This window comes from Sphingomonas sp. SUN039, assembly GCF_024758725.1.
Taxonomy (GTDB): domain Bacteria; phylum Pseudomonadota; class Alphaproteobacteria; order Sphingomonadales; family Sphingomonadaceae; genus Sphingomonas_O.
In genome coordinates this window covers 1,210,337-1,226,607 of record NZ_CP096972.1, presented here as the reverse complement: position 1 = coordinate 1,226,607, position 16,271 = coordinate 1,210,337, and the positions used below count along the sequence as shown (strand labels likewise).

15 protein-coding genes are annotated in these 16,271 nt (G+C 61.0%); 13 read left to right on the top strand and 2 right to left on the bottom strand.

Annotated elements, in window-relative coordinates:
- The first annotated feature begins 1 nt into the window (after position 1).
- Genes M0209_RS05970 through M0209_RS05955 form a run of 4 tightly spaced genes read left to right on the top strand, consistent with a single transcriptional unit; the run spans position 2 to position 2,975 of the window.
- Complete coding sequence (locus M0209_RS05970) at positions 2–430, top strand: DUF3237 domain-containing protein (RefSeq protein ID WP_258887375.1); 429 nt, start codon at positions 2–4, stop codon at positions 428–430.
- A gap of 12 nt (positions 431–442) precedes the next feature.
- Entirely contained in the window at positions 443–1,537 is a 1,095-nt protein-coding gene (locus tag M0209_RS05965; RefSeq protein ID WP_258887374.1) for a hypothetical protein, read from the top strand.
- A complete protein-coding gene (locus M0209_RS05960; protein WP_258887373.1) occupies positions 1,537–2,544 on the top strand; it encodes a phosphotransferase family protein in 1,008 nt (335 codons plus the stop codon). The genes M0209_RS05965 and M0209_RS05960 overlap by 1 nt, the downstream gene beginning before the upstream one ends.
- The gene (locus tag M0209_RS05955; protein WP_258887372.1) at positions 2,541–2,975 is read left to right on the top strand and encodes a hypothetical protein; all 435 of its coding nucleotides are present in this window, start codon (positions 2,541–2,543) and stop codon (positions 2,973–2,975) included. Before M0209_RS05960 ends, M0209_RS05955 begins: the two co-directional genes overlap by 4 nt.
- Positions 2,976–3,179: 204 nt before the next feature.
- Here M0209_RS05955 and M0209_RS05950 read toward each other — a convergent pair whose 3' ends face one another.
- On the bottom strand, positions 3,180–4,718 hold the full coding sequence (locus M0209_RS05950; RefSeq protein ID WP_258887371.1) for an acyl-CoA synthetase: 1,539 nt from the start codon (positions 4,716–4,718) through the stop codon (positions 3,180–3,182).
- A 182-nt stretch (positions 4,719–4,900) separates the two neighbouring features.
- Between M0209_RS05950 and M0209_RS05945 the strand changes: the two genes are divergently transcribed.
- The 8 genes from M0209_RS05945 to M0209_RS05910 all read left to right on the top strand — a co-directional run bounded on the left by M0209_RS05945 (position 4,901) and on the right by M0209_RS05910 (position 14,135).
- Entirely contained in the window at positions 4,901–5,662 is a 762-nt protein-coding gene (locus M0209_RS05945; protein WP_258887370.1) for an enoyl-CoA hydratase-related protein, read from the top strand.
- 101 nt (positions 5,663–5,763) lie between these two features.
- Positions 5,764–6,210 (top strand): hypothetical protein, encoded by a 447-nt coding sequence (locus tag M0209_RS05940; RefSeq protein ID WP_258887369.1) that lies wholly within the window; start codon positions 5,764–5,766, stop codon positions 6,208–6,210.
- On the top strand, positions 6,210–7,631 hold the full coding sequence (locus M0209_RS05935) for a sialidase family protein (RefSeq protein WP_258887368.1): 1,422 nt from the start codon (positions 6,210–6,212) through the stop codon (positions 7,629–7,631). The genes M0209_RS05940 and M0209_RS05935 overlap by 1 nt, the downstream gene beginning before the upstream one ends.
- Entirely contained in the window at positions 7,632–9,044 is a 1,413-nt protein-coding gene (locus M0209_RS05930) for a sialidase family protein (protein WP_258887367.1), read from the top strand.
- Positions 9,045–9,139: 95 nt separating this feature from the next.
- Positions 9,140–11,746: a TonB-dependent receptor gene (locus M0209_RS05925; RefSeq protein WP_258887366.1), complete on the top strand. Its 2,607-nt coding sequence runs from the start codon at positions 9,140–9,142 to the stop codon at positions 11,744–11,746.
- A gap of 156 nt (positions 11,747–11,902) precedes the next feature.
- Positions 11,903–12,595 (top strand): TetR/AcrR family transcriptional regulator, encoded by a 693-nt coding sequence (locus M0209_RS05920; protein ID WP_258887365.1) that lies wholly within the window; start codon positions 11,903–11,905, stop codon positions 12,593–12,595.
- A gap of 137 nt (positions 12,596–12,732) precedes the next feature.
- Entirely contained in the window at positions 12,733–13,032 is a 300-nt protein-coding gene (locus tag M0209_RS05915; protein WP_258887364.1) for a hypothetical protein, read from the top strand.
- 173 nt (positions 13,033–13,205) lie between these two features.
- On the top strand, positions 13,206–14,135 hold the full coding sequence (locus M0209_RS05910; RefSeq protein ID WP_258887363.1) for a glutathione S-transferase family protein: 930 nt from the start codon (positions 13,206–13,208) through the stop codon (positions 14,133–14,135).
- Between the two features lie 6 nt (positions 14,136–14,141).
- Here the strand turns inward: M0209_RS05910 and M0209_RS05905 are convergent, their stop codons facing one another.
- Positions 14,142–15,389: a cytochrome P450 gene (locus M0209_RS05905; RefSeq protein WP_258887362.1), complete on the bottom strand. Its 1,248-nt coding sequence runs from the start codon at positions 15,387–15,389 to the stop codon at positions 14,142–14,144.
- Positions 15,390–15,503: 114 nt separating this feature from the next.
- Here M0209_RS05905 and M0209_RS05900 point away from each other — a divergent pair, with 114 nt between their 5' ends.
- The gene (locus M0209_RS05900) at positions 15,504–16,268 is read left to right on the top strand and encodes a hypothetical protein (RefSeq protein ID WP_258887361.1); all 765 of its coding nucleotides are present in this window, start codon (positions 15,504–15,506) and stop codon (positions 16,266–16,268) included.
- Positions 16,269–16,271 lie beyond the last annotated feature (3 nt).

Here is a 16,271-nt window from a genome sequence, read left to right as displayed (position 1 = left end):
GATGATCGAACTCATTCCGCTGTGCACCGTCGCTATCGACCTCGCGCCGTCGATTGCTATCGGCATCGGCCCGGCCGGGGAACGGAGCGTGGGCGAGATACGCGGCGTCACTGTAACCGGCGAGCGCCTGAACGCGGCACTGACCGGTGTGGCGGCAGCTGACTGGCTGGTTCGCACCGGCGCTATCGGCGTCATCGATGCGCGCATGACACTCAAGACATCGGATGACGCGCTGATCTATGTGCAATATGGCGGCCGTCTCGATCTCTCCGACATGAAGGCAGGGATCACGGCCTATGTCGCGCCGGTGTTCGAGACCGGCGACGAACGCTATGCGTGGCTCAACCGGATTCAGGCGGTGGGCAAAGGCAAGCTCGCCATCGGTGCGGAGGGCGCAACGCTGCATTATGAATTCTATGAAGTTCGCTGATCGGATCCGCTTATGCTGACCAAGGCCGACGACTATCCGATCCATCAGACACCCGAACCGATCGCCTATGCGGGATCGGATCGCAATTTCTACGACCGTTATTTCTTCAACGGTTATTCGGCGGATGGGCACCTCTATTTCGCGGCCGCGCTGGGGGTGTATCCGCACCTCAACATCATGGACGCGGCGTTCGGCGTGCGCATCGGCGACATTCAATACAACATCCGCGCGTCGCGGCATCTGAACATGGAAAGGATGGATACGCAGGTCGGTCCGATCCGGGTCGAAGTGCTCGAGCCCCTCCAACGTCTGCGCGTTGTCGTCGACGACAACGAGCACGGTATCACGGCCGACATCATCTTCGAAGGACGGACACCTCCCGTCGAAGAACCGCGGGTCACGCGCCGCAACGGGCCGCGTATGGTGATGGATTTCACGCGCCTCACGCAACTGGGCCGCTATTCGGGTTGGGTCCACGCTGGTGGCCAAGATGTGCACTTCGACGGTCGTCAGGTTCAAGGCGTGCGCGACCGGTCATGGGGCGTGCGCGCGATTGGCGCGCGCGATCCGCAGGAAGCGGTGCCTGCACAGGTGCCGCAATTTCACTGGTTCTGGGTGCCCGCCCAATTCGAGGATCGCGGTGTGCTGTTTCTTATCAACGAAGATGCCGAAGGCTTGGCATGGCACAAATCGGCAGTCATCGTGCATGATAGTGGCCGCATCGACCACATCGACACCGCGACGATCGAGGTCGCCTATCAGCCCGGCACGCGCTGGCCGGTGAGCGGCACGATCACGATGGGCGATGGCACGCGGATCGACCTGAAGCCCGGCCCCAAATTCTTCATGACCGGCATTGGCTATCTCGACCCCGAATGGTCGCATGGCCTCAACAAGGGGCCGCTGGCCATTGGCTACGACGAGATCGTCGCCAACGACATTAACGAGTTCAAGCCACCGTATATCTATGTGCAGGCCGTTACGCGGGCGACGCTTACGACGAGCGATGGCCGGGTGCAGCACGGCCTTGGCAGCTTCGAATCGCTCAGCATGGGGCCGCATCGTCGCCTCGGCTTCACTGGTTTTTGCGATGGAACTGCGCGCTGATGGACGCGCGGATCGTCGCGTATCTGGCGCACCGGATGCCCGATGCCAGCGACATCGCGGTCGATGAGGTCCACCAAATTCACGGTGGCAGCAGCCAGGAGACATTTCGCCTGCGCGCGCGGTGGTCGGTGGGCGCCGTAACCGTCGACCGTAAGCTGATCCTGCGGCGCGCGCCGAATGCGGGGCTGGTTGTCGGCGAACACGACCTAGAATACGAGGTTTATCGTGCATTGGCTGGCAGCGATGTGCCGGTGCCAGCGGTGCATTTTCTCGAGCTCGATCCTGTCTGGCTCGACCGCCCCTTCTTCATCATGGATCTGTGCGACGGCAAGCCGGGTCACCCTTATGCGCCGGGCGATCCCTATGACGGGCTTGGCGATCTCGTGGCCCGCGCATTCTGGCATCATCTCGGCATACTCGCGTCCATCGACCACCGCGCCGTAGGGTTGCAGCGCCTCCGCAACGGCGAGGCCGAGACTGGCTTCTGGTCGATCGAGCTCGACCGGTGGGAACATATCATCGCCGCAGCTGAAACGCTCGTCCAGCCTGCGCTGAGTGGTGCGATCCGGTGGTTGCGGCGCAACCCGCCACCGGCCCCGACCAAGCCCGCCATCGTCCACGGCGATTATCGCTCGGGCAATTTTCTGTTCACCGAGGACGGGCGGATCAGCGGCATCCTCGACTGGGAGATGTGCCATATCGGCGATCCTATGGAGGACATCGCCTGGGCGATAGACCCGTTCTGGCCGATGACTCGGCATTTGCCGCTTAGCGACGGGCTGGCAATCTGGGAAACGGCGAGTGGCATGCGCGCGGATCGCGACGCGCTGGAGTGGTGGCGGCTGTTTTCGGCGGTTAAGGCGTCGGCGATCTGGACAACCGCAGAAGCCAGCTTCGCCTCGGGCGAAAGCAAGGAGATGGTAATTGCCATGTCGGCGCTGCGCGCGGGTCATTTCCATCGCAAGCACCTACTGACGCTGATGCGCGAACGCGGAGCGATGGCATGATCCTCACCGTTGAGACTGCGTTGCGCGGCGTGGCCGATATTCTGCGGACGCGGATCGCCCCCGCCATCGACGACAAATTTGCCGGCGAGACAGCGCGACTTGCCGAATTGTTGCTGACGCTCAACGCCGGATGGGTCAATGACGCGGTAGCGATCCGCGTGGCTGAGCATATCCGGGTCCGCGCAATGTTTGCCGATGCGCAGGCGTTGATTGGCGACGCCGGTCTTGCTCTGCGCATTGCCGAGGCCGCGAGGTCGCGCGACCCGGGGCTGAAGATCAGCGAACTCGACGCGGAGAGTAGCCGACTCCGGACACTGCTCGCCGAGCTGCACGCTCATGTCGACGAGATTGACAGCGACGCTGGGCGCGATTTCGGCAAGCGCATCTGGCGCGCGCTAGCCGACTTCGAAACCGCCCGCGCGCCGCACTAGGGGAGGGGGTTGAGTTAGAAGCTGAATGCCCTTCGATTTTACAGCGAGCTTAAAAAGCCCCCGTTGCGCCGTATTTGGCAGGATGTTCGTTTTCGTTCGCTGCGGCGTAAAGGAGGTAGCAGCGTCGTCGTACGCCCAAGAGCCGAACCCGGCATTCGGCAGCGGCGACGCGGTGCAGAGCACCTGCCCGGATTGGTTCTTCGATCACGCTTCCGCCCAATATCGCGCCCGCAGTTCCTTTTTATAAAGCTTACCCGTCTCAGCACGGGGCAAGGCCGGCAAAAAGTCGATGCTGCGGGGGCATTTGACGTCCGCCAGTTGTGCGCGGGTCCAGGCCATGAGTTCGTCGGCAAAGGCAGCCCCCGCGAGACTCCAGTCGGCGGGCTGGACGACAGCTTTTACTTCCTCGCCGAAATCGGGATGCGGTACGCCAAAGACGGCGACATCGGCGACACCGGGGTGGCCGATCAGCAAATTCTCGACCTCTTGTGGGTAGATGTTTACCCCGCCCGAGATGATCATGAAATCCTTGCGATCCGACAGGAACAGAAAACCTTCGTCATCGACATGTCCGACATCGCCCATCGTCGACCAGTCAGGGTGGCGGGGGTTGTGCGAAGCGGCCGTCTTGTCGGGTGAATTGTGATAGCTGAACGACTTGCCGCCGCTGAAGTAAATCGTACCGACCTCACCGACCGGCAGTTCGTTGCCGTCGTCATCGCAGATGTGGATCGTGCCGACGATGGCCCGGCCAACAGAGCCTGGTTTCCGGAGCCATTCCGCGCTTGAAATCACGACATGGCCGTTGCCTTCGGATCCGGCGTAGAATTCCTCGATGATCGGTCCAAGCCAGTCAATCATCGCACGCTTGACCGGCACGGGGCAGGGCGCGGCAGCATGGACGACGGTTTTAAGCGATGACAAGTCGTAGCGAGCACGCACTTCGGCGGGCAGCTTGAGCAGCCGGATGAACATTGTCGGTACCATCATGACGGCGGTGACCTGCCATCGCTCGACCGCTTCGAGGAAAAGCTCGGGGTCGAATTTCGGCATGAGTACGACGGTTCCGCCCAGCGATTGGACCGAGGTCGTGAAGCCCATCGGCGCGCTGTGGTACAGCGGGGCAGGGGAGAGATAGACAGTATCCGCGCCGAGCCGGTAAAGCCCACCGAATAGCTGCGCGGCAGCGCTGGGCTGAACCGGCGACCCGTTGGCGAGCGGGAAGCGGATCCCCTTGGGCTGCCCGGTCGTTCCCGACGAATATACCATCCGCCCGCCGATGGACTCGTCCGAAATCGGGCCGTCGGGTTGCGCGGCACACAAGGCGGTCCAATCGGGCAATGCGTCGATGGGGTCGATGGCAACGATTTGTTCGAGGCCGACAATGCGTCGCCGCGTCGAAACGAGCTCGCGCGCGGTTTCGGCCATTGCAGCTGTGATCAACAGCAGCTTAGCGCCCGAGTCGGTGACGATATAGGCGATCTCGCTGGCCTTGAGTCGCGTCGATAAGGGCACGAGCGTCAGCCCCGACCGTTGCGTCGCCCAGTAAACTTCGAGAAATTCGGCCCGGTTTTCGCAGGCCATAGCGACCGTATCGCCCCGAACGAGACCGAGAGCGCGCAACGCATGTGCCGCGCGATTGGCGCGGCGCTCGAGCGCGCGATAGGTTACTCTTTCGCCCGACGTCGACAGGACCAGCGCGGTAGCTTCGGACATCGTGTCGGCATGGAGTCGCGGGTGCATGGGTGGTCGTTCCTGCGCTGTGCCGGTTGCAAGTCGGCAGCTTAGCGATCCCGGCACGCGATGAAAACAACGCAATGCACTGCTTGCCTTTCAATTGTTGCAGATGCGACCATGGCAACATAACCGGAAGCTTAAAGGGGGAATTTTCGATGTCCGAGCCAATGTCAGCGCCAGATCCCATCTTGTTCGAACTTGTCGCGCCGCACATTGCGCTCGTCACGCTAAACCGTCCTGAAAAGCGCAACGCCATCGATCCGGCAACCTCGATGGCAATGGAAGCGATCGTGCGCAGGATCGAGGGCGAGGCGGATATCAGGGTCGTTATTCTCACCTCGGGCGATGATCGTGTGTTTTGCGCAGGCGCCGACTTGTCAGCCATTGCCGCCGGAAAAGCGCTCGGGATCGATACCGCGAACGGTGGCTTTGCCGGATTCGTTTATGCCCAGCGCACCAAACCTTGGATCGCTGCCGTCGAAGGCATGGCGCTGGCGGGCGGATGTGAGATCTGCCTCGCTTGCGACATGATCGTTGCGTCCGAGAATGCACGTTTTGGCCTTCCCGAAGTGAAGCGCGGGCTGATGGCAGGCGCGGGTGGGCTTCATCGGCTGCCTGCCGCCTTGCCACTCAATATCGCCAAGGAGATCGTTCTGGTTGGCGAGCCTTTCGACGCGGCGCTTGCCTATCGCTACGGGCTGGTCAACCGTCTCGTGCCGCCCGGTGAGGCGCTGACGACGGCCAAGGCGCTTGCGGAGACCATCGCGGCGAATGCGCCGCTCGCGGTCCAATACTCACTCTCCGCAATCCGCGCGAGTGCGGGCCAGTCCGATGGCGGGTCCCGTGCGGTGGTCGCCGAACGTTTTGCGACGCTCCGCCGAAGCGAGGATTACGCCGAAGGACCGAGGGCGTTTGTCGAAAAGCGCGCACCCGTCTGGACGGGACGCTGACTAAACATATTCCAATTGACATATCTTTGCCGGACGCAATATCGTGGCGATAAGGTGCAGGTCGGCACCGACAGGGGGGGGGGCGGATGCGGAAACCGAGCATGTTGGCAGTCGCAACCTCGGTCTTCATGGCCGGGATCATTAACGCGCTGATCTACACAATGGGCTTCGTCGTGCTCGTCGCGATCCAGTTCCTGACGCAAGGGCCGGGCGGCGGGAGCTTTACCAGCGCGATCACCGCCTTCATCATCACACTGATTTTCACGTTGCTACTGTCGAGCATCATCACCTTCGTTCTGGCATTTCCGATCGCGCTCGTCTGTCGGTGGTTCAATCTGACAGGTAATCTCGCTTTTATGATTGCACCTGCAGTCGGCGCAGGATTCGCATGTGCCCTTGCGTCGGTGCTCGACGTCGCGGTGTCGACCTATGTTGCCATCGTTGCGTTTGCGTACATATCGGCGGCGATCATGTGGATGGCACTGGGACGATCGGCACCCGTGCCGTCGAATGCCGAACTGAAGTCCGCTCATTCCGTTTCAACCTGATGCCGGACGCTGCCCAACGGCGCGGCGGCGCGCCAGTCATGCTCGGGCTCGCGGGTATTGCGGCGTTGCTTGCGGCGTTCGTCGTCCCGGCAGTGCTCCAAAACAAGCCAGACTGGCCCGTGTTCTCGCCGCTCGAAACCGGATGCCATGCCGACCGTCGCACCGTGCGTCATTCGGGTGGCGCGGTGACCGGCAGCGGCATATACGAACCCTGTCTGGCCGATACCTCCATGGCGTCAGGAGAGCCCGGCCTCGCGATCACGCGCGACGGTACCCTGCTGCGCTCGGTCGTGACGGGTCCGGCGGGCATCGCCGTATCGTCGGATGACGGTGCCAGCTGGACCCGCCGACCGTTGCCTCCCGGTACGCGCGACGGAATTCCTGACGGCTATCTCGATCCGGTAACCGACCGCTTTTTCTACAGCGCCCTTGGCGATACCCCTGTTTTTGCCAGCGATGACAAGGGCATAACCTGGCATAAGGGAACGTTTGACTCGTCCGAACGATATGACTGGAACCGCGTGTTTTCGGGCGTTCCCGTCTTGCCGAGGACGTCCGGATATCCGACCAACATCTATTATTGCAATATGACCCAGCCCGGCGGGTTTGTGACCGGCGCGCGCTGCTTCAAGTCGGTCGATGGCGGTCGTAACTTTAAGGCCACAGGAACCGATCCGTTCAAGCAAGGCGATTGCAGAGACGTCACCCAGCCAAAGGGTTCGGGAACCGGTCGTGGCATCGTCGACCCGCGCGACGGGACGATCTATCTTCCGGTGCACTTCTGCGGATATGTCGAAGTCGCGATATCGCGCGATGAAGGAAAAAGCTGGACTCATCGGCCCGTCGCACGGCTGGAATCGGCCAAGGGCGTTCTGATGGCACTGGCGTCTCCGGCCTGGCGCAAGCAGATAATGAGCGGGCGGCCCAATGCTGTGCCGGCAGAAATGGCCGAGTCGCAGTTCAGCGATGCATTGGCGATCGACGGCGCAGGTCGGCTCTACCTCGTGTGGAACGATGAAGCCTATCTGCCGGTGCTGTCGTGGTCGGGCAACAAGGGGCTGAACTGGAGTCAGCCTGTCCGGCTCAATCCGCCCGGCGTTGTGCAATCGGTCCTGACGGCGGTGACGGTGACGCCTGAGGGAAAGCTGGGCGTCTCCTATTACGGAAGCACCGACCGGCAGAGCTGGACCGGCTATCTCGCGGTCAGCGACGATCCGACAGCATCGCGCCCGACATTCGAAACCGCCTCCGTTACCCGTGCTGGCCGACCGCTGATGCCCGAAGCCTGCTGCTGGGCGAGCGGACCGCAGGAATACACGATCGCGCGCTGGGCGCCCGATGGCTCGCTGTGGGGGGCGTTCGTCGCAACCGTGCCGAAGGGGAACGCACGGGGCGTGCTCGGTCGCTTGGTTCGCCGATAGATGTCGATCCGCGATCCGAAGATGTTACGTCTGGTGCGGATCGCGACGGCGGCAATGGCCACTCTGGTCATCGGCATCGTTGCGATCAGGCTGGCCCCCGGGCCGGTCAAGCCGCCCGAACCGAAACGCCCGCCTTATTGCGCGGCGATGGTCCGCCAGAGCGTTACGGGCGACGCGCCCGCAGCGAAGACAGACGCGCGGGGCTGTCGCTACGACACGGGCATTTACGACCAGTCGCCTTCTATTCAGGTCACGCGGGCGGGCGTGCTGTTTATCGGGCGCAACGCGGCGGGCGTATTGCGTTCGACCGACCACGGCCGCAATTGGCAAGCAATTACGCCGCCGCCGCATGCCAATGGCGACAGCCATGCCAAGGGTGTGCACGGTTATGTCCATATCGATCCAGTGACCGACCGTGTCTGGTACGTCACAAGTAACAGCGCCGGATCCTGCGGGTTCATGAAGGGCGGCGCGGTTGTGTCGTGGACCGACGATCTTGGCGCGACCTGGCACGGCAGCACGACCGGCTGTGGCACCTATGACTGGGGCCGACTGGTGACCGGTCATGATCCGGCGGGCGCGCAAGGACGGTCGGTTTACTTCTTAGGCGTTGCGCCCAGGCTGGTCGGCGGGTTGCGTCCTGTCTTCCGGTCGCGCGACGGTGGCGGGACATGGACGAAGCTGGCTAACCCGGCATCGGTCACGACCGAGTCGGGGGCAGGCGTCTCTGCCCCCGACGGCACGCTTTATTTCGATTATCCCGAGTTCATCGGCTTCGATCCGGCGCGAACGACAAACGCGACTTATCCGTTCATCCCCGGCAATCTCTGCCGCGCAATGATCGCGGTAAGCGAGAATTTCGGCGAGACTTGGCGTCAACAGCCAATTCCCAATTCGCGCGCCTGTACCTCTATGACCGGGCAGCAGCGCGTCGCGGTCGATGCGGATGGCACGGTCTACGCTGTCTGGAACGACGACCGCGACAGTCAAGCCTATCTCGTCGTCTCGCATGACAAGGCCAGAACATGGTCTGCACCGGTTCGGGTCATGCCGACGGGCGCCAAATTCAACAACAACAACGTCAATATCGTTGCCGGCGCGCCAGGGCATATCGTGATCAGCTCGACGAATACCACGGCGCGCGCCAATCCCCGTCGCTGGATCGTGTCGGGTTACGGTGTCTGGCACTCCTATCTGTCGGAGTCCTTCAACGGCGCCAGTCCAACCCCGCAATTTCGTTCGGTCGATCTCGACAGTGCGGACGATCCGACACTGGCCGAAGGGGAATCGCCGTCGGAGGCCGAGGCGTATCTTGGCATGTCGCCGACTGGCGAGGCTTGGGCAACATTCTCGCGCCATGGCGGTCGGCTTGGCAGGGGATCGCGCATTGCCGCGGCGCACGTCGTGCATTGAATGGTCGCTGAAGCGGACCGGCCAGAATTTATTGCAATTGACACATTGCATTCATTTGGAATAAATCTGCCGGCACGCTGCGAGGCGTTGGACGGATGAGCAGGGGCAAGAACTTCGCTCGCCACACGCTGCCACGACGTGTGGCAAATAGGGGAGTGATTATGCGCCGGATTGAATTCAAAAGGTCGCTTGGTCTGGGTGTCGCGCTTGCCGGGATTTGGATTCCGCAAGCTCAGGCCCAGGCGCAGTCAACCAAACCTGACGCCGCCGAGACAGTCAGTACGAACGACATCATCGTCACCGCGCGGCGCAAGGAGGAAACACTTCAGGACGTGCCGATGACGGTAACCGCCGTCACTGACCAGAAGCTGAAGGATTTGAACCTGTTCAACGGTTCCGATTTGACGGCGGTGGTTCCGGGCCTGACTTTTTCGGCACGCACACCCGGGACAACCCCAGTGCTCGCGCTTCGTGGCGCGGCGAGAGGCGAGGCTGGCGGCCGCCTCGATCCCACCGTTCAGACCTATCTGAACGAAGCGCCCGTCAGCGACGTCATGGTCTATCAGGCACTTTACGATATCGGTCAGGTCGAAGTGCTGCGCGGGCCGCAGGGCACGTTGCGCGGGCGTCCGTCGTCGTCGGGCGCCATCACCTTTACCACCAAACGGCCCGACCTTTCGCGGATCACCGGTTATGTGTCGCTGGCGGCATCCACTCTTAACCAGCTGCGCGGCGAGGGGGCCATCAGCGTCCCTATCGTCGAGGGTAAGCTAGCAGTTCGACTGGCGGGCATTCTCGATCGAAACGAAAATGACGGCATCCGCAGCCTCTTCCTCGGTCGCAAACCCTATCAGGAATTAAACAGCTGGCGCGCGTCGGTCCGGTTCCAGCCCGTCGAAGAGCTGGACATAAATATCCTGTATCAGGACTTTTCGTCCAAACGCGGCACCTTGTATCAGGTTGCGGGGACCGGCTACCGAGGGCCGAGCACCCCCGTCAACCCAGTGGCACAGCGGCTGGCCGCGAATTTTAATGGCCCCGCGATCAGCGCGTTCGACCGGTTGTCGGTGAGCGATTCGATGGCCGTCCGCGAAGAATATCATCAGAACTTGATCGGCCAGGTCAGCCTCGATCTGGGCACACACCGAATTGTCTATGTCGGCGAGTATAACAAGACCCGCAACATCAATTCTGGCGGTACCAACACCGGCCATTTCTATCCGATACCCCAGCCCGATCCCGAGCCGAGGCAACTCGATGGGCGTTCGGAACTGGTCACACAGGAACTCCGCTTTGAGACGACAGGCGCGACATTCTGGGATTATGGTGTCGGTCTTTATTATGAGAGGACCAAGTCGGAAAACATCGTCGACGCACGCGTTTTCTTCCTTGCGGGAACCTATGGCAATCCCCGAGCGCCCAGCCTCAATGCGTTCAATTACAATTACAGCCTGACGCTAAAGGGAGTTTTCCCTGTAAGCTGGGAAAACAAGGCGATTTACGCCAACTCCACCTTCCACATCACACCAAAAACCGACCTTTTTGTTGGCGCGCGCTACGTTGATTACACCCAGAGCAGCGACCAGACCGGTACGCTGACGCAGGGCCTTTCGGCAACCGGGGCGCCGGTGGCGCAATGCGCCTTTATTCCCCAGCAAGGCGCAGGACCGGCGTTTGCCTCAACGTTCATTCCGGGACAATGCGATTTGCCGATCGCGGGACGGACACTCTACACGTCAAACCCGATCGTCGGCAAAGAACATGCGTGGGTGTACAACGCTTCACTGACCCACCGGTTTACCGACGATATTACGGCCTATGCCAGCTTCGGGCACAGCTGGCGCCCGAGCACCAACAATTTGAACCTGCAATCGACCGACCCGCGCATCACGCAGTTCGCGGTAACAAAGTCGGAAACATCGAACAATTTCGAGGCGGGATTGAAGATGTCCTTCCTCGATCGCAAACTATCGGTCAACCTGGCGGGCTTTTATCAGGACTACAAAGGCTTTCTGTTTTCCTCGATCGGAGTGCCCTATATCAACAACACCGGGACGGCGCTGGCCGTTGCCACGGCGACCTCTTTGTCGACGAATGCCGACGGTAAAGTCAAAGGGTTCGACATCGAATTGGCCTACCGGCCGTCACGCCAGTTTTCGATTTCCGGCAATTTGAACTATGCTCGCGGGCGACTGTCAAACGCGCTGGTACCCTGTAACGATTCGAACGGTGATGGTATCGCGGACAGCGGTGTTGCCACCGTTGCGAGCTTCGGCACCGAAGCCGTGCGCTATTGCCGATCGAGCGCGGCGTTGGCCTATCAGTCGGACTGGAATGCCTCGATGCAGGCAGAATATAATGCGCCGGTTTCTAGCTATACCGACGGGTATATCCGGACGCTGGTATCCTACACGCCGAAGAACGACTTTGCACCGGGGCCGAGTGGTTTCAGCACCGAAGGCTATGGCCTGATCAACCTGTTTCTGGGCCTCCGCAGCCATGACGGAAAATGGGACATCGGTGCGTACGCCCGCAACCTGACCAACGTCCAGAAGCTGGTGGCACAAGGCGTGTCGGAAATCGCGACGCCGTCGGAAGCCCAGTCGGCCACTGCTCTCGGCGTGGCGAGCAGCACGGGTTATCGCAGTGTCGCCCTGACTCCGCGCCGCGAATTCGGCGCGACGTTCCGCTTCAACTGGTAAGTCACCCAACGAAAGACGAGACATTGGGTCCGCTGTCGCCGCTGCGACAGCGGACCCAATGTCTTTGTTCATCACTGCGTGCCCCCAGGGCGTTACGGCCTGTCTTCAAATTGGGGCGCGCGCTGTCATAAGGAGCGCCGAAGGAGACGAGCCAAGATGCGCCGCAAAGTAGTAGCTGGTTATGCACGGGGAGACGAGACGCGCGCACGCATATTGACCGTCGCCATAAATCTGTTCGGGACCAAGGGTTTCGATAGCGTCACAACGCGCGACATTGCCGCTGCGGCCCACGTACCTCCGGCATCGCTTCGTTATTATTTCCAGAACAAGCAAGGCCTGTACATCGCCTGTCTCGAACATATCCAAGCGCTCACTTTCAAGCGGATGGAACCCGCCCTTCAGCAGGCTGAATCGAGGCTCGAGGGCGACCGTGTCGATGTCGAACACCTGATCGATAGCTTCTGTGCTCTACAGGAGGCGCTCATCGATACTCTGATGGGCGGTGCAGACGAGGGTGTGGCGGCACTGTTCATGATCCGGCACGACCTTCCGTCCGAAGGCGGGGCCGGCAGCCTCGCAGGAGACGGAACGGCGGCGCGTCGAATGATGGCATGCTTCACAAAAATGATGATGCAGATCAGCGGGAACACGCTCGATGCGCGGTCGGCCCTGATCGTTGCGGGTCTCGCGAACGGACAACTTACCAATCTTTATGTCAGGCGGGCTCGGCTAAGGGACATCGGCTGGGACATGACGCCGGAAAATCTGCTGTGGTTGAAGCGCACGATGCGGATTCACAGCACCGCAATCCTGCACGCCTATGCGGTCGGATCAAGCGCCCCGGCCTAGGGCGTCTGAGCCACTTTGCGCTTGCGATCGACCCGTGCATTGCCTAGGCATCAATCTAGTTCAGTTGGAATAGATTAAGAGGTGCCAAGGTGTTTGGGCAAGAGTTGCGCTGACCCTTGCACGTATGGAGAATCGCCGTGAGGAAGTTCTTGCTTTGGGCAGCGCTTGCGGCTGCTGGCGGCTCGGTCAGCGCCCTCGCTACGCCGCTTGTCCCTTACTCGACCGCAGTGACAAAAATCGGGACGCTGCTGGCTGATCCGGCTGCCAAGGCCGTTATTGCAAGGCGCTTTCCGATGCTCGTCAAATCCCGTGCTGTCGCTTCTGGCATGGCGAACGGCATGACGCTGAAAAATCTAAAGCAGTTCAAGCCGGACGTTTTCACCGACGCGGCCTTGGCGGCGACCGACGCCGATTTTAGCAAGCTGCCGTCAAAATAATCCAAGGTCGATCGGCCGACGCCAGGCCGAGGATCCCGCTCACGCCGACCACTCGAGAGGAATTTCATATGGCCCAAGAAATAGCCACGTCGCTGTCCAGAAGAGACGCCATCGCAACCGTCGGCCTTGGGGCCGCGACAATGTTTGTGGCGAGCGGCGCCGAGGCGGCACAAGTGACCGACAAGGTCACGATCTACCATGTCGAGGGGCGACGGTCGCAGCGCATCATCTGGTTCTGCGAAGAGGCAGGCATCCCCTATGAAGTGATTTACAAACGCGGCGATGTGCTTGGATCGCTCAATGCCCTAAAAAAGATCAATCCCGATATGCCAGTTGCGCCGACCGTGGTCTTCCGCGGCGAGATGCTGGTCGAGTCCGGTGGCATCATGGAGTATCTGATCACCCAGTTTCGGGCCGCTGGCGGCCTGGTGCCTGCCATAACCTCTCCCGATTTCGCCAAATACAAGATGTGGATGCATTTTGCAGAAGGGTCGGCGATGCCCCATCTGAGCAACGATCTGGGTAAGCTGGCGCGAACCGGCGGTACGCTTCAGCCCAATATCCTCGGCCCCGTGAAACTGGTGGGATCGATGGACGTCATCCTGTTCATGGAGAAATTCATTAGCGCGCACCCGTATTTTGGCGGCGCCAACTTTTCCGCGGCCGACATCATGTACGACATCGTCATGACCATCATCGCCAATCTGCAGGTGGACGCTGGGGTTTATCCCAATCTGCTGAAATGGCACGAGCGGGTGAAGGCGCGTGCTGCTTATCAGCGCGCGATGCAGGTGGGCAATCCTGATAATGTCGTGCTAAAAGTCGCAATTCCTAAGGTGGCAGCGGTTGCACCAGCCGCACAGACCGCAGTAGCAGGCCGTTATACCACTGCCGCAACGAAAATCGGGGTCTTGCTCGCAGATCCCGCTGCCAAGGCCGTCATCGACGCACAGCTCCCCGAGTTTACCAAGTCCTCGTCGGTCGCATCGGGGATGGCGAACGGCATGACGCTGAAATCTCTTCAGGGATTCAAACCGGACGTCTTTACCGATGCCGTGCTGGCCGCGCTGGATGCCGCGTTCGCAAAGCTCCCCGTCAAATAGCAGCGCTCAGCGAAAGCGGTAACGGATCGGCAGGCGCTTCACACCACCGACAAAGGTAGATTGAACACGGCGCGGTTCGCCCGCGAGTTCGAGGTGATCGATACGAGTGAGGAATTCGCGCAGGAACGCGGAAAGTTCCATCTTTGCCAGATGCTGGCCGAGGCAGAGATGCGGGCCGGTACCGAAGGCCAGGTGGCGGTTGGGCTTGCGGTCGACGCGGAACACGAACGGATCGTCGAAGATCGCTTCGTCGCGGTTGGCCGAGGGGTAGGACAGGACCACGATATCATCTTTGCGGATCTGCTTGCCGTCGATGATGCAGTCTTCGGTGCAAGTGCGGGTGAAATGCTTGACCGGTGATGTCCAGCGGATGAACTCGTCGATCGCCGTCGGCAGCAACGCAGGATCGGCGCGCAGCTTCCCGAGCTGTTCGGGGTTTTCGAGCAGCGCGAGTAGGCCCCCGGTCAGGCTGTAACTGGTGGTGTCATGGCCTGCGGTGGCTATGATCAGGAAATAGCCAAAGACGTCGCGGTCAGCGAGATAAGCGCCGTCGACCTTCGCATTCGCGATGACGCTGGCGATATCATCGCGCGGCTTGGCGCGGCGGTCGGCGATGATCGGCTGGAAGTATAAGAACATCTCACTCATCGCCTTGAGCGGGTTTGCCTCGGCATCGTTGAATTCAGGATCCTGGCTGGTCAACAATTGTTGGGTAAAGCGCAGCATCAGCGCCTCGTCTTCGGGCGCGACGCCCAGGATGCTCATGATAACGCGCAGCGGATAGCCGAGCGCGATATCGCCCGCAAAATCGCACGTGTCACCCTTGGCAACCATACGACCGACGAACTCGCAAGCTATCGCGTCGATGTCGTCGCGGATGGCGTTCAGCGCTTTCGACATGAAATGCGATTGCGCGATTGCGCGGTAGACGCGATGGTCCTCGCCATCCATGCCCGTCACATTTCGCATACGCTCAGCGGGCGGCTTGTCGCCTGCAAGCGCGCGGCTCTTCTCGATATGGGCTAGCGAGAACAGCGCCTGTCGCGGGGCGCTGATAAAGCGTTTTGGATCGAGTTCGATTGCAGTGATCGTGGCATGGCGCGTCGCCAGCCAGAACGGCGAATGGCCCTCGGCCTTGACATAGGGAAACGGGTCGCTCCGGCGCAGCCGCGCGAGCATCCCGTGCAGCTTGGTGTCGTCGGCAAACAGCGCCGGATCGGTGATGGCCGTTGCGGGAACGTCGTTTTCGATCATATCGAGCTTTCACGAAATGCGCGTCTTGCAATTCATTCTAAAGGCCGCAATGTCAATATTGCCTGCAAGGCCGGTCGAGATAGTATCACCGGACCAGGGCATGGGAGGCTCGCCATGGCGCTACACACGACACTCCACCTCCACAACACGACCGACGGCAATGCCGAGGCCTATGCGCGCTGGTTCGATGGCGCACATGCCGGCGCCCTGATGCATCTGCGCGGGTTCAAGTCGGCGGAGCGGTTCGAAATCGATCCGGTCCAGATGATCCCCGATCAGGCGCAGCCCTGGCATTACATGAGCGTCTATGATTTCGACCTGCCAACACCGGCTATCGATCTGCCCGCGCTTGGGCCGCTGATCGCCGATGCGCGCGATGCGGGGCTGATCGCCGACGATGATACTGAGCGCCTCTACACGTTTCGGCTTTACGGCGACTGGAAGGGCAGCCCGAACTGGCAGCGCGACAAGCCGCTGTCCGGGGTCAGCATCTTGATCGGCAATTATATCGCGGGGCGCTTCGACGAATATGACACCTGGTACGAAAACGTTCACAGCGTCGAGGTCGCCAACGTCCCTGGCCATGTTGCGATGAAGCGCGGCGGCTTGTCAGATGTCCAGGTCGAGCCGCGCCGCTATTGTCCCGGCGATCAGCTGGTAATGACGGCGCAGCAGACTGATGATTTGCCGTTCACCATCGGTGATTTCGTCGCACGGGCGCTGGGCCATTCCCCAAGCGGCATTGCGATGGAGCCACGCTCCTCGGCGGGGTCGCTGGCGCGCACAGTGCATTACTTCCGCAAGATCAGCGGCACCGAATTCTGGCCTGGCGGGATAGCCTACGCCGGCGACCTGTCAGTCTATCCGGGCAAAGGCTGAATC